13 protein-coding genes, 1 other RNA gene, 2 pseudogenes and 1 riboswitch are annotated in these 13,404 nt (G+C 43.7%); of the genes and pseudogenes, 3 read left to right on the forward strand and 13 right to left on the reverse strand.

The window, feature by feature from the left end; translation table 11 throughout:
- The first annotated feature begins 132 nt into the window (after positions 1 to 132).
- A pseudogene (locus ACWJJS_RS11305) lies at positions 133 to 710 on the forward strand (DUF421 domain-containing protein).
- Between the two features lie 204 nt (positions 711 to 914).
- Here the strand turns inward: ACWJJS_RS11305 and ACWJJS_RS11310 are convergent.
- The gene (locus tag ACWJJS_RS11310; RefSeq protein ID WP_070082006.1) at positions 915 to 1,481 is read right to left on the reverse strand and encodes a cysteine hydrolase family protein; all 567 of its coding nucleotides are present in this window, start codon (positions 1,479 to 1,481) and stop codon (positions 915 to 917) included.
- Positions 1,482 to 1,815: 334 nt separating this feature from the next.
- On the opposite strand from ACWJJS_RS11310, the gene ACWJJS_RS11315 reads away from it, so the two are divergent.
- Positions 1,816 to 2,091 carry a hypothetical protein gene (locus ACWJJS_RS11315; RefSeq protein ID WP_160249274.1) on the forward strand — a complete coding sequence of 92 codons (276 nt, stop codon included), beginning with the start codon at positions 1,816 to 1,818 and terminating at the stop codon, positions 2,089 to 2,091.
- A gap of 391 nt (positions 2,092 to 2,482) precedes the next feature.
- Here the strand turns inward: ACWJJS_RS11315 and pbuX are convergent, their stop codons facing one another.
- From pbuX to ACWJJS_RS11340, 5 genes are all read right to left on the reverse strand, one after another.
- Positions 2,483 to 3,787 carry a xanthine permease PbuX gene (gene pbuX / locus ACWJJS_RS11320; RefSeq protein ID WP_014305276.1) on the reverse strand — a complete coding sequence of 435 codons (1,305 nt, stop codon included), beginning with the start codon at positions 3,785 to 3,787 and terminating at the stop codon, positions 2,483 to 2,485.
- Complete coding sequence (xpt, locus tag ACWJJS_RS11325; protein WP_070082008.1) at positions 3,784 to 4,368, reverse strand: xanthine phosphoribosyltransferase; 585 nt, start codon at positions 4,366 to 4,368, stop codon at positions 3,784 to 3,786. The genes pbuX and xpt overlap by 4 nt, the downstream gene beginning before the upstream one ends.
- 100 nt (positions 4,369 to 4,468) lie before the next feature.
- Positions 4,469 to 4,568: riboswitch (purine riboswitch) on the reverse strand.
- A 133-nt stretch (positions 4,569 to 4,701) separates the two neighbouring features.
- Complete coding sequence (locus ACWJJS_RS11330) at positions 4,702 to 6,204, reverse strand: carboxypeptidase M32 (protein WP_146277062.1); 1,503 nt, start codon at positions 6,202 to 6,204, stop codon at positions 4,702 to 4,704.
- A 111-nt stretch (positions 6,205 to 6,315) separates the two neighbouring features.
- Complete coding sequence (locus ACWJJS_RS11335) at positions 6,316 to 8,235, reverse strand: ATP-dependent DNA helicase (RefSeq protein ID WP_060674164.1); 1,920 nt, start codon at positions 8,233 to 8,235, stop codon at positions 6,316 to 6,318.
- 105 nt (positions 8,236 to 8,340) lie between these two features.
- Complete coding sequence (locus ACWJJS_RS11340) at positions 8,341 to 8,532, reverse strand: hypothetical protein (protein ID WP_003153550.1); 192 nt, start codon at positions 8,530 to 8,532, stop codon at positions 8,341 to 8,343.
- Positions 8,533 to 8,698: 166 nt separating this feature from the next.
- On the opposite strand from ACWJJS_RS11340, the gene ACWJJS_RS11345 reads away from it, so the two are divergent.
- Positions 8,699 to 8,851 carry a YpzG family protein gene (locus ACWJJS_RS11345; RefSeq protein ID WP_003153548.1) on the forward strand — a complete coding sequence of 51 codons (153 nt, stop codon included), beginning with the start codon at positions 8,699 to 8,701 and terminating at the stop codon, positions 8,849 to 8,851.
- Positions 8,852 to 8,909: 58 nt separating this feature from the next.
- On the opposite strand, the gene ACWJJS_RS11350 is transcribed toward ACWJJS_RS11345, so the two are convergent.
- From ACWJJS_RS11350 to ACWJJS_RS11380, 7 genes and pseudogenes are all read right to left on the reverse strand, one after another.
- A complete protein-coding gene (locus ACWJJS_RS11350; RefSeq protein ID WP_094247842.1) occupies positions 8,910 to 10,058 on the reverse strand; it encodes a THUMP domain-containing class I SAM-dependent RNA methyltransferase in 1,149 nt (382 codons plus the stop codon).
- 96 nt (positions 10,059 to 10,154) lie between these two features.
- Positions 10,155 to 10,536: RNase P RNA component class B (gene rnpB / locus ACWJJS_RS11355), an RNA gene on the reverse strand.
- 55 nt (positions 10,537 to 10,591) lie between these two features.
- Complete coding sequence (gene gpsB / locus ACWJJS_RS11360) at positions 10,592 to 10,891, reverse strand: cell division regulator GpsB (RefSeq protein WP_003153541.1); 300 nt, start codon at positions 10,889 to 10,891, stop codon at positions 10,592 to 10,594.
- A gap of 79 nt (positions 10,892 to 10,970) precedes the next feature.
- Positions 10,971 to 11,519: a DUF1273 domain-containing protein gene (locus ACWJJS_RS11365; RefSeq protein ID WP_070082012.1), complete on the reverse strand. Its 549-nt coding sequence runs from the start codon at positions 11,517 to 11,519 to the stop codon at positions 10,971 to 10,973.
- Between the two features lie 88 nt (positions 11,520 to 11,607).
- Entirely contained in the window at positions 11,608 to 11,844 is a 237-nt protein-coding gene (cotD, locus tag ACWJJS_RS11370; protein ID WP_003153539.1) for a spore coat protein CotD, read from the reverse strand.
- A gap of 83 nt (positions 11,845 to 11,927) precedes the next feature.
- Positions 11,928 to 12,035 (reverse strand): annotated as a pseudogene (locus ACWJJS_RS11375) (hypothetical protein); the annotation flags it as partial.
- A 121-nt stretch (positions 12,036 to 12,156) separates the two neighbouring features.
- Positions 12,157 to 13,395 carry a ribonuclease H-like domain-containing protein gene (locus ACWJJS_RS11380; RefSeq protein WP_454023584.1) on the reverse strand — a complete coding sequence of 413 codons (1,239 nt, stop codon included), beginning with the start codon at positions 13,393 to 13,395 and terminating at the stop codon, positions 12,157 to 12,159.
- Positions 13,396 to 13,404: the final 9 nt, after the last annotated feature.

Genomic DNA, 13,404 nt, shown 5'->3' on the forward strand with positions numbered 1-13,404 from the left:
TGTCTATCCAAAAGCCGAGTCTCAACTCTATCAATCCGGAACATTTTATCGACGCCTGAGTTCCCCAGCTAACGTTAAGAAACCTCTTACTTGCTCTTTTATTTTTGATAAAACACCATCCAGGGTGATAACATGAGATTTGCTTGGGAAGAATTAATTATAATTGCATTCGGAATGATTTTACTGAGAATTTCAGGGAGAAAATCCATTGCACAAATGACCATCGCACAGACAATGGTGATGATTTCAATCGATCGTTCACCCCATTTTAGAAACTAGTTTATTGAAAACATTAATCACTGCGTCTATCCTTTTAGTGCTTTAATTTTGATGGAATGGTTTCAAGTAAAAGTAAACTGGATTGAATTTTTTTTTTAACCCGAAAATCTAAATTCGATATAGAAGACGGCCAACTCAATATAGAAAACTTAAAGAAGCTGAGACTGACAGCAGATCAACTCGAAATGCGTCTAAGGCTTCTTGGCATTTCAAAAATAAACACAATTAAATATGCCACTTTAGAAGCTAATGGACAATTAGGCTACGAATTAAAAGATGACTGTAAGCCTTTAACCATCAAAGATCTTAAAAATGTGATCGATCCAAAATTCCTTAACAATGAGTCTCCATCTCAAACAGAGGGTCAAGCCAATCTATTTGAGGAAATCAAAAGACATCAGACTCAGCACAAGCCAAAAAATCTTGAATAATTCGCTGATTAGTAAAACCTTTTGTTATTCAAAACCGAAGCCGGATCCAGACCGTTAACCGCCGATCATTTTTTACCGAAATCGGTTTATAAGAAACAAAAAAGCATCTGAAGCAGATGCCTTTTTTCCGACGAGGTCCTTGTATGCGCCTGAATATGCTTTTCAGCCGCCTATACCCACCGTCGGCCTTAGCCATAATGTTAATCAGTTTGTTTTTATAAAATCATTGATTAATTGATCAGTCGTTAATATTGTGGCAAATTCATCATGCAATGTAGCCAGAGATATATTGTGAATAGTCTCTGCATCATAATATGTATCATTTTGGTCTCTCATCCCGAAGGCTGCCGTTGCATCTGAAATCAGGTAGGTATCAAATCCTAAATTACCGCTCATTCTTGTAGTTGTTGAAACACAATGGGGCGTAGTCAAACCAGTTATTACGACAGTTGTTATATCATTTGATTTTAAAATCTCTTCTAGATTAGTCCCGATAAAGCTGCTGTTTACTTTCTTGGTTATAATGACTTCTTTATCCATAGGTTTAACGATTTCCTTTATAGCAACCCCCTCATTTTTTGGATAAAATAAAGAACCAGGTTTATCAGAAATATGTTGTATGTATATGACTGTCCATCCTTTTTCTCTCCATAATTTCAGTATTTTACTAATGTTTTCTTCCGCTTTTACGTTATTTCGTTCTCCCCATTTTTTATCATCGAAAGCTATTTGTACATCCACAATGATTAAAGCTTTTTTCTTTTCTGCCACCAGATAACCTCCTATATTGAAAATTAGTATTTATAACATTTTAAATAAAGTTTTTACTTTTGTACAATTGTTTCAGTTTTAAATTTCATATCACACCTTTCCCGTTGGAAAAGCGCTGGAATAGCTAAAGCAAACACTCACTCAAAGGCTGCAGTTCACCAGAGGCCAGCAATAATCAACTCTTTTTCTCTATATACTTATCAGTATCCCTTTTGCCATCCACTCCCCTAACAAAATTCACGCTACGCTCACAAAATATTAACAAAAAACCCCTTGGTTATTTTTGTATTTCATGTAATAATACAAGTGTATCAAAAACAAAGGAGTGTTTAAAATGAAATTAAAAAAAGTTTTAACTGGTTCTGCCTTGTCTCTCGCTTTACTCGTTTCCGCTTCCCCTGCTTTTGCATCCAGCCCTGGCAATACAAATAACGACTCAACTCAAACAAAATTTTCGACACAAGCGACCAAAGATTCTTTTACAATGGATTACCTTCATAGATGGGATATCCCAAATACAACTGTTAAAAATGGTGTTACTTATTACCTTAAGAAAGTAGAGATAATCGAAGGGTTCTATCGCGCAACTTTTGAAGGATGGATTAATTAGAAGAAGGGGCTTTCCCTTCTTTTACTCTCTTTTGTAAGGATCGGTGCACAAGACACTCCCCCTCAGCGCCCATTCTGCAGTTGCACTTCGGCATCAGGCATTTCATTGCATGTCTAAGCCAGTTTCGTGTCATCACCGTCCGAACAATGATATTCGTTTATGATATAATCCCCCATTCTCCTTTTTTTTCTTACATTTAGTCATATGTTCACGTACATATAGTTCGGGACGGTTTTTCGGCGAAATAAGGCGGATGCCGCATCACTCAATTTGTTTTTTTTCAAACAATGAAACTATTAAAAAAAGAGGATGCCTCGCAAAAAGTTCAGCAACTTTCGGAAGCATCCTCGATCTGGATAAAATAAGATGTTATTTTAAAGAAAACGGATCACTAACCCTCTTGAACCCTTGTCACATCAAGGGTTTTTTTCGTTTTAGGAATCATATTATAAACTATATTCAAAAGCACGGCGGTAAAGCTTCCGGCGACGATTCCGTTTGTGGTCAGCAAATTTAAGTAAGACGGCAGGTGCTTAAACATATCGGGAACGACAGTTACACCGAGTCCCAATCCGACCGAACACGCGACGATCAGAAGGTTTTCCTGCTTTTTAAAGTCAATTTGACTGAGCATTTTAATGCCGTAGGAAATGACCATGCCGAACATGGCCACCATCGCGCCGCCCAGTACTGAAGACGGGATGATGGTCGTGAAGGCTGCGATTTTCGGAAAAAGGCCGAAGAGCATTAAAAGTGCGCCCGTGACACCGATGACCGCGTTTTTCTTAATCCCCGTCAGCTGCACGAGACCGACGTTTTGGGAATAGGCCGTATACGGAAAAGCATTGAAAATGCCGCTGATGAATACCGCCAGACCTTCCGCGCGGTAGCCTTTTGCTAAATCACGTTCAGACAGGCGCCGGTTTGTCAGGTCACCGAGAGCGAAATAGACGCCGGTTGACTCAACAAGGCTGACAATGGCAACGATGGACATCGTAATAATCGGTGCCGCATGAAATGTCGGCGTCCCGAAGTAAAACGGTTTAATCATTTGAATTGCGTCAGCATTCGCCACATTGTCAAATTGCACTTTTCCCATAAAATAAGCGATGGCCGTCCCGATGACAATGCCGATTAAAATCGAAATGGATTTCAAAAATCCTTTTGTAAACCGATAAAGCAGCACGATAATGACGAGCACCGTAAATCCGAGGGCAAGGTTAGCCGGATCACCGAAATCCTTGCTGCCTTCCCCGCCGGCAATATGATTCATCGCGACCGGCATTAAGGTCATCCCGATAATCGTCACGACAGATCCGGTTACGACAGGCGGAAAAAAGGATACGAGCTTGCCGAAGAAAAATGACAGCAGAATGACAAGCAGACCCGATGCCAAAATGCTTCCGTAAATGGCTGAAATCCCGTACTCCTTACCGATGGAAATAATCGGCGCTACCGCGGTGAACGTACAGCCGAGCACAACAGGCAAGCCGATGCCGAAACATTTATTCCTCCATACTTGAAGCAGCGTAGCAGCCCCGCACATAAAAATGTCAATTGATACGAGATATGTCAGCTGTTCTGCGTTCAGTCCCAATGCCGCTCCTACAATTAAAGGAACAACAACGGCGCCGGCATACATGGCAAGCACATGCTGGATACCGAGGGAAAGTGTTTTGGCATAGCCGTTTTTCATGAACGGACCTCCTGTACAAATGTCACTTTTCCGTCTTCAAGCGATTGAATTCTCGCCAGTGATTCGACCCGGCATCCTTTTTTCACCAGCTCGTCTCTTCCCGGCTGAAATGACTTTTCAATGACGATTCCGATCCCGCAAACTGCTGCGCCTGCTTGTTTTACGATGGACAAAAGCCCCTCTGCCGCCTGTCCGTTCGCTAAAAAGTCGTCAATGATTAACACGCGGTCTTCTTTCGAGAGATGATTTCCGGAGATTGCAATCTGACTTTCTGTTTTTTTCGTGAAAGAATAGACGGACGCCGTCAGCAGATCATCCGTTAACGTGAGAGACTTCCTTTTTCTCGCAAAGATGACGGGAACGCCGAGTTCAAGGCCGGCCATTACCGCAGGGGCAATGCCCGAAGATTCAATTGTGACGATTTTGGTTATCTCGTCTTTTTCAAAACGGCTCGCAAATTCCCGGCCGATCTGCTGCATGAGAACCGGATCAATTTGATGGTTTAAAAAAGAATCCACTTTCAGCACTTGATCAGAAAGAACGATTCCGTCTTCTGCTATTTTTCGTTTTAATGCTTCCACAATGATTACCTCCGCTTATAAAAAATAAAAAAAGCATTGCCCGCTCTCCAAAAAAAGAGCAAGCAATGCCGAATGATCTACACGTAACGGCCGAATAAAAGCCGTCCCATTGCTCACTCATAGTCGGACATTTACGGTGACCGGTAGAAACTTGCGTGCCATATCCACGCGATTATATGAGTGTTCGTATGATATTAATCAAATTATAACAAGATACACTTCTTTTGCATAGTGAAATTTGAATATTCCCGAACTTTTACAAAGAATTAGTTTTCGATTATTCGTCTTTTTAGAATTTTTAGAAAAACGCCCGGTGTATGCCGGGCGTTTCGTTTATAAATATAAATTTGAATATTTGCCGACGAGATACTCAATGAGATATTGAACGTTCAATTCTTCTCCCGTTGCATCTTTTATGATATCAAGCGGCATTTTGCGTCTTCCGTGCTGATGAACCTTTTCTGTCAGCCATTGTTTGATCGGCTCAAAGTCGCCCCGTTCTATTAATTGATCAAATTCAGGCAGATCCTCAAGCATGGTATGCTTCAGCTGTGCCGCATACATATATCCGAGCGCATAGGAAGGGAAATAGCCGAAATCGCCGCCCGCCCAATGTACGTCCTGCAAAATGCCTTTTGCGTCAGATGGCGGCGTAATGCCTAAATAATCATGATATTTTTGATTCCACAATGCCGGCAGTTCTTCCACTGTCACTTCATTGCTGAAAATCGCTTTTTCAATTTCATAACGGATAATAATATGAAGCGGATATGTCAGCTCATCGGCTTCAATTCGGATAAAGGACGGTTTCGCCTCGTTTACGGCGCGTACAAAATCCTCTCTTTTTACATTTTGAAATTGATCAGGTGAAGCCTCAATCATTTTTTCATAATAGGCGGTCCAGAATTGTTGATTTCTGCCGATAAAGTTTTCATAAAATAACGATTGGGATTCATGAATTCCCATGGATGCACCGTCAGATAAGTTCGTTCCGCTCAGAGCTTCGTCAATATTCTGCTCGTAAATCGCATGCCCGCATTCATGAATCGTTCCGAAAATCGCCGTGCGGAAATCGTTTTCGTCATATCTGGTCGTCACCCGCACATCGCCGCGGTTGATCGTCGTCATAAACGGATGAACCGTTTCGTCCAGACGGCCGCCGTCAAACTCATACCCAAGTTCTTTTAAGAAATACAAGGAGAGATCTCTTTGTTTTTCTTTCGGAAACGTTTTCGTTATAAAGGAAGTGTCCGGTTTATTTCCGGATGCCGTCACTTTTTTGACAAGCGGAATGATCGCTTCCTTCAATTCAGAAAACAGCTGATCCAGCACCTTTACCGTAACGCCCGGTTCGAAAATATCGAGCAATGCGTTGTATGAATGATCTTCATAGCCCCAATACGAAATAAACCGCTTATTAAAATCAATCAGCTTCTCAAGGTACGGAGCAAACATAGAGAAATCAGAGGCTGCCCTTGCCTCCTCCCAAGCCGTTTCCGCTTTCGATGTCAAAATGACATATTCTCTATACTCATCTTCAGGTATTTTTTTATTATGATCATAATCTTTTTTTGCAAGTTCCGCAGCTTTCACTGTATCTTCAGAGAGCTCTTCTGCATGCGCGAGAAGGATGTCAATCAGCTCTTTCATCCGGTCGGATGTCTGGATTTGAAAAACGTCAGCCGACAGCTGCCCGATGCTTTCCGCCCGGTCATCAGAACCTTTTTTCGGGGCTCCCGTTCTTGAGTCCCAATGCATGAGCGCAATGGCTTCTTCATAGTGGGATACTCTTTTTAACAGATCAAAAAACTCTTTTTCATATGTATGTAAATCCATATCCGTTCCCCTCCCTTTTCACTATCAATTACAGGCTAATGGAACGCCGTAATAAAGTCAACTTCCCGGATTTAAAAAAGCCGCAGGATAAGATTCCTGCAGCTTTTGTTTTTATATGATTTTCGGTGTAACAGGCAAGACCTTTTTGACTTCGGCCAGGACCCGTTCACTTTCTCCGCCCGCATAAATGGATATGGTTCCGCTGTCCTGATTAGAACGGATGAGGCGGCCGATTCCCTGCCGGACTCTCAAAAGCATGTACGGCAGATCAACTTCCTCAAACGGATCTTTTTTCGCTCCGTTTCGCTTTGCGGTAAACACAGGATCATGAGGCGGATACGGCAATGCCCAAATGGTCACATTCCGGAGCGAGTCACCGGGAATGTCAAGACCTTCCCATAAGTGGACGGAACAAAGCACGGATTCTTCATCCCGCTGGAATTTTTCGACCAGACTGCTGATCTCCTCGTCACCTTCGTAGTAAATCGGATACGGCAGCTCCCACGCGGCAGCCTGTTCTTTAAATTCCTTCATGTCTTCAAAGGAAGGGAAAAGAACGAGAGTGCGTCCTTCATTCTCCTTAATGGTTTCAATCGTTTCGGCTGTTTTCTGCTCAGACGTCATGTCACCGTGAAGCGCAACAGACATTTGCTCCTCGTAATCGTACGGAGATTCAACGGTAAATGATAAAGGATCACGGATTCCGAGACTGTCAGCGATATAATCAAATGAACCGCCCTCAGAAAGAGTGGCCGATGAGAAGATATAAGGAATCTTTTTAGAAAAGACCTTTTCTCCCAAAACTTCGGCTACAGTTCTCGGCATAACGACAAACGTTGAGTCTGTATCCCGCGTTTCAAGCCAGCTGATGGCATCCTTTTGATACAGCGACAGCGAATATGCCATTTGTTCGACGTATTCTTCTACGACTGACAGCTCGTACTTATCGATCGTATACATTTCCGATTCAAATACGAGCGCCTCGCCGATTTTATCGAGCAGACGGCACAGTTCGTCAGCCGCACGCTTAACACGCTGGTCGTTTTGGATGTCCAATCGGTGAGAGCCGGCGATTTCCTTCGATTCCTCTGACAGCACATAGAAAAACTCATCGTTTGCGGCAAGGGCATCTTCAATCAGTTCGGCGAATTCCTCTCTGATGTCATTTTGAAGCAGACGCTCTAAAAACAGCTCAAGCGTCGACTGCTTCACACGATACGTTAACGCTTTTTGCGCGGCGAATTCCAGCAGATGTCCTTCATCAAACACGACGGCGCTGTGATCCGGCAAAAGCGGCAGCTGCCCTTCCCTTTTGCGTGATTCTTCCGTCCATACATGCTCCATGTAGAAATCATGGGAGCAAACAATCAGATCCGTTGATTTTCTGTAATGATCTCTTGAAAGTGTTAAACCGCATCTATGTCTCATATCACATGTTAAACAATCTTGGAAGGAATCATAGCTGACGCCTGCCCACTCTTCATTTGTCAAATCAGCGTACTGTTTGCGGTCGCCGTACGGATAAAAGCGCTGCATCGCTTGTGATTCGTGTACGAATGAAGGCAGCGACTCATAAAGATCCAGCCACTTTTCATCATCAGAACGCTGCATCGTTTTCTCAAGCTTTTTCAGACACAGATACTGCTCATGGGATTTGGACAGCCGTGTATCAATCTGCAGATCCAAATGTTCTGTCAGCTTGGAAATGTCGCCTTCTTTTTTGACAAGCTGTTCTATTAACGTTTCATCGGCGCATGCGATAATGGCCGGTTTACCCGTATATCTTGCATAGCTGATGGCAAACAGCAGATACACCAGCGTTTTCCCCGTACCGACTCCTGCCTCAGCGAACATGACCTTTTTCTCTTTAAAAGCCCGTTCAAGCTGAAACGCCATAAATACCTGCTCATCCCGAAGGTCAAAGCCTTTCTCGGGAAGGATATCGTAAAACACGTCACCAATCCAATTGTTCAATTCTTCGTAAAAATTCTTTTCTTTTGTTAAAGCAAAAGGCAAACGTGATGTTGTCACCCAACTCCAACCCCTAACTATTCGGCATTCAGACCATCTATAATATCATTTAACCCTTTTCAATACAACAAAAAAACTTGGCCACGCCAAGTTTTTGTCATTTACTCATTTCCGGTTAATGATATGTGTACATAGGAACGGATGGTCTGTTGAATGTGTATGTTTTACCGCATTTTCAAGTTCTTCCTGTGCGTGTGTCATGGCGGAAGGACCGAACTCCGCTCCGGCTTCCTCCAGCCGGAAAGCAGTTGCGTCTAACGCCTTTTGTATTTTACTGAAGTGCTCGCTGTTCAGCATAAAATAAGATCACCTCTCAAATAGAAATAATCATCATTCTATGCCGATGCTTCACTTTCTATACATGCCATCCTGAATGATCCGCACCTGACCTGCACAAACTACAACAGATATTCGATCGAATATCCATCTTCACAAAATTATTCTATCCGGGAGTGATGGTTACATGAGTTATAAAGATCGATTAGATCAGCATTCTGAATTGTTTCATCACAATTGGACGCGGCCGAAACGCTCTAAATCGCAGGTGAACGGCCACACCGAAATGTCCCAGACCAACATTATTTTACGGAGCAACGCAAAAGCGCACCGCTGGTAATGGCAGAATAAAACGTAAAGATGCCGGAGAAGACGCTGTTTCAGGCGTCTTCTCTTTGTTACGGCTTTTTCCGCTGCGGCCGCACTTTAGCCCAGTACTGATAATAATCCGTTTTGATAAAACCGTTAAAGAGCTTCCGTTTTTTTGTTGCTTTTCTTCCGTAGACCTCTTCAAATTGTTCATTTGACGTTAACATGTAGACAGACCATGTATCAAGAGATTCAAATGCCCGGCCCATTTCTTTATACATCTGCTCGACTTCCTTTTTTTCGCCGAGCCGTTCGCCGTACGGAGGGTTTCCGACGATAACGCCGAATTCGAGTTTCGTCGTAAAATCCTGCACTCGCATCTGCTTGCATTCGATCAGGTCCCCAAGTCCCGCTTCTTCTGCATTTTCTTTGGCGATGTTTACCATCCGGTGATCTACGTCACTGGCAAAGATCTGCAGCGGCTGATCATAGTTCGCCTTTTCTTCCACTTCAAGGCGCGCCTTGTCCCATAGTTCTTTTCCGATCCATTCCCAGTCTTCTGAAGCAAAATCACGGTTAAAACCCGGAGCAATGTTTTGCCCGATTAAAGCGGCTTCGATGGCGATCGTGCCGGAACCGCAGAACGGATCGACGAACGGACGGTCAGGCGTCCAGTTGGTTAACAGAATTAACGCGGCAGCGAGCGTTTCTTTAATCGGAGCTCCGCCCTGATCAACCCTGTATCCCCGTTTGTGAAGGCCTGTTCCTGATGAATCCAGCGTAAGCACCGCTTTATCTTTTAAAAGGGAAATCTCTACCTTATACTCGGGTCCCGTTTCTTCAATCCATTCATTTTGTTTTCCTGATTGAAGTTTCAGCTTTTCCGCTATCGCCTTTTTGACGATCCGCTGGCAGTCGGGCACACTGGCAAGCACTGATTTCACGGACTTTCCGATAACGGGGAACTTTGCGTTTTCGGGAATGTACGCGCGCCAGTCAATCGCTTTTGTTTTTTCAAACAGCTCATCAAACGTTTTTGCCTGAAACTCGGCGACCTGTACTTTAATGCGGTCAGCCGTCCGCAGCCATAAGTTAGCGCGGCAGATCGCAAGCGCATCTCCTTCAAAAATGACTTTTCCGTTGTCTACTTTGCATTCATAACCTAAATCACGCACTTCTTTGGCGACGATCGCTTCAATTCCCATCGGCGCCGTCGCTATTAGTGTGTACTTCTTCATCGTATCACCCTGTCTCTTTTAAGCTTTCGTTTCATTCAAGATAAAAGCTCCCCTTTAAAGGAGAGCTCTAATTTGTCATATCAATAATGTTTAACGTTCTGTAAGCCATGTTTTGTTCCGTCGTACTGCAATCGGCTCATCACCTCGTACTCAGGCGGCAATCATCTATCTACAGAAAGTATTCTGTCCTTCTATCTGTTCAGTTCCTTCAAGAAGGTTCCCCTACCAAAATTTGGGTTTCTCGCTCGAGGGGTTTACCGCGTTCCACTCTCACCATTTCTGATGAGACTTCGTCACTGTGGCACTTTCAAGGATACTCAGCCATATCCGGAGACGTAGGCTTTTTTCCTGCCGTCAGCCTATGAAGGCTGCCCTAGCTTATTTCTTCGCTAGGCACGAACACTACGGGCATCTCAGCACCGTGCGAGCATGGACTTTCCTCTACAGATTCAAAGATCTGCAGCGATTACCCGAACGTTAAGAACACTTGTTCATTATAAAGCAACTTGTCTCATTTGACAAGTGCATCTGCCTTATTCGTCATAAAGTTTGCTGCCGAATACATGTTTCTCAAGGTTGGACAGCCTTTTCAGAATGTCAAAGTTGGTCGTATTGGACTGCACCGGCTGTTTTTTGCTTGCTTCTTCAAGCTGTTTTTTCAGCTGCAGATTTTCCTGCTGCAGTTCTTCAATTTCTTGATGAAAGGTTTCATAATCCTTAATAATCATATCTAAAAATTTGTCAACGTCTTCTTGTCTGTAACCTCTAACGCCTGTTTTAAATTCTTTTTCCAAAATGTCTTTCGCAGAAAGCTTTACTTTATCAGCAAGCATCTTTTTCACCTCATATCGTGAATCATCATGTTATATTTTATTCAGAAACACGTCCCGTTGTCAAATATTCTCTGACGTGTTATGTAAAGAAATCTTCTTCTTCAACGGCGGCACGGAGATCATCCATCGTAATCGAATAAATCGGATATCCGTCGGTTTCACGGCGTTTTTCTGCCTGCTGCAGCATATATTTCGGCGACCCTTCCACCTCCGGATCATATAAAAGCAAAAGCGCATCTGACTTTTCAATAAAGAACGCGTTTTTCTGCCGGAATTGGAGCGGACTTTCGTACGGCCGATGCGTCAGGCTCTCCTCATAATCTGCCTGAGCAAGCACCGCTTCATACATTTCTTTATTCGGCTCCTTCCACTTTTCCTCCTGGCCGTAGAAAGGCGTGATAACGGCAACCTTTAATTCCGGATACTCTTCTCTGAGATCGTACGCCGTTTCTGCCGCCCAAAGCTCAGTCCCCAGCTGTCCGGATATGAGAATCCATTCCAAGCCTTCGTCAATAAAGCTTCTGAGTCTGGTTTCTATCGCCTTTTTTATATAAACAAGCGCCCGGTCATCCCGTTTAAAAATCCCGAGTTCAAACGGCTTGTACCCCGTTACGGCTAATACTTTCAATTGATCACCTGCTTAAAAAATGGGGCTCCCCATCGGGCCCCATTTTGATTTGCTGATATCCTAACCGATCTTGCTTAAGCGTTCAATACTAATGATCGCAGCAAGGGCTTCCGCACTGAAAATGCTGGTGAGTTGTCGGGTCAACATTTGAAAAAGTATGCGGATAGTAATGAACGTGCTCAAAGTTGTGGTGATTTACGTTAGTTGTATGTTGCGGATGAATATGCGGCACAACCGTGTTAGAAAAGCAATGGTGTTCACAGCAATGAGTCGGATGGACAATCGGCGGCATCACGTTTGGTCTGCAACAATGATGATGAAACATGCTAAATCCCCTCTCCATTAACTTTTATTACACTGTTAGGTTATGAAGAAAAGAGGGTGCATGTTCTAATTCAATCACCCAATTTAAAAGTGCGTCAGCAAGCTGTCTTTAAAATTCGAAAATACAAACGCAATCAAAAAAACCACGACAAAGAACAAGTAAAAAACACCTTTATACATACCAACTCTCCCCTATAAATAACTAACGCTATTTTACAAGATGCGGCACCATTCTACAACAAAATCGATGCGGATTCAGAAAAAAATATTTTTGGCGAAACAGCTCAGCTTTTGCGCTTTCCCGGGCAATATTTTAAGAGGAATATTTCCTCTTGAGCCGGGCAATTCTTACATGGAGCTTCTCGGCTTCTTTTTCCGATATTTCCCCGTCTTCTGCCGCCTGCTGTGCGGCCTGCAGAGCTTTTTTGTAATCTTTTGCATGATGCTCAAAATAGATCGCCAGCTCAACCGCTGATTGGTGTCTGCATGTGTGAAGATCAGAGCCCGTCAGTTTCTCCCAAAGGGGCACGGCGTCTTGCCTGCGGTTTTGTTTTTTATAAAGCATCGCTAAGTCAAAAAGGGCCCGATCCGAATCTTTAAAGTCTTTGCCTTGCAGCGCTTCCAGCTGCGAAACGGCGCGATCGGTTTCTTTATGAGCGATAAACCATTTCGCCATGGCGTATGCTTCCTGACGTTCTGACGTCTGATCAGAAGATGCAAAAATCTTTTTTGACATATGGATGTAAAGAGCGATGAGGGAAAGCACATCTTGTTCATTATGCGAGAGCACTCCCTTTAAAAGAGCCGGGTCCTCCGCCTTTAAAAATTGAAAATACAGCATCGGCGCCAAATACCCAGGGGTGTCTTCGTCCCTTTTAAAAGCAAGCTCTTCATTTTCAACCGCCGAAAGCGATACACGCTCTAACTTATGTTTCCAAAGCCGTCTCGCCCCGTGCAGAAGATCAAAGTGCCCGAAGTCAGGAAGTTTCGGAAGCCTGTCCCGCAGCAATGTATGCCTGGTTTTTACCTGCGGCCAGTCAAAGGCTTTTCCGTTATACGTAACAAGGGACGTAATGTCAACCTCACTTAAAAAGCTTTTGTAAAGAGCCGTCTCGTTTCCCGGTTTAGGGAGCAGATGCTGTTTAACCGCGACACGGTCTTCATATACTCTTGCATGGCCGAGCAAAAAGATCATATTGCCTGCCCCGCCGCCGAGGCCGGTCGTTTCAGTATCAAAGAAGAACAGCTGGCTTTTTTCGTATCCTTCTGCTGATAAAGTATGTGTCAAACCGCCTTTATTCCATAATGCCATGACGTCATCAAGTTCACTGAAGCTGTACCGTCCGTGGCGGTGCGAAAGCGGATAGACGGTTTCGCGGATAAGACAGTATTCATCCTCAAAAAAGAAAGGCTTCACTCCGAATGCCTCCCATTCTTCTCTAAACGGGACTTGAATATCCGGGATCGAAAGTTGTGAAGCTGCCGGCTTTTTTTCAGCTTCGGGCACATTCAGGTGGTTTTTCATCCGCTTTAATTTATTTTTCAAGGACATCTTTCGTCC

It is taken from the genome of Bacillus sp. JK106 (assembly GCF_053663355.1).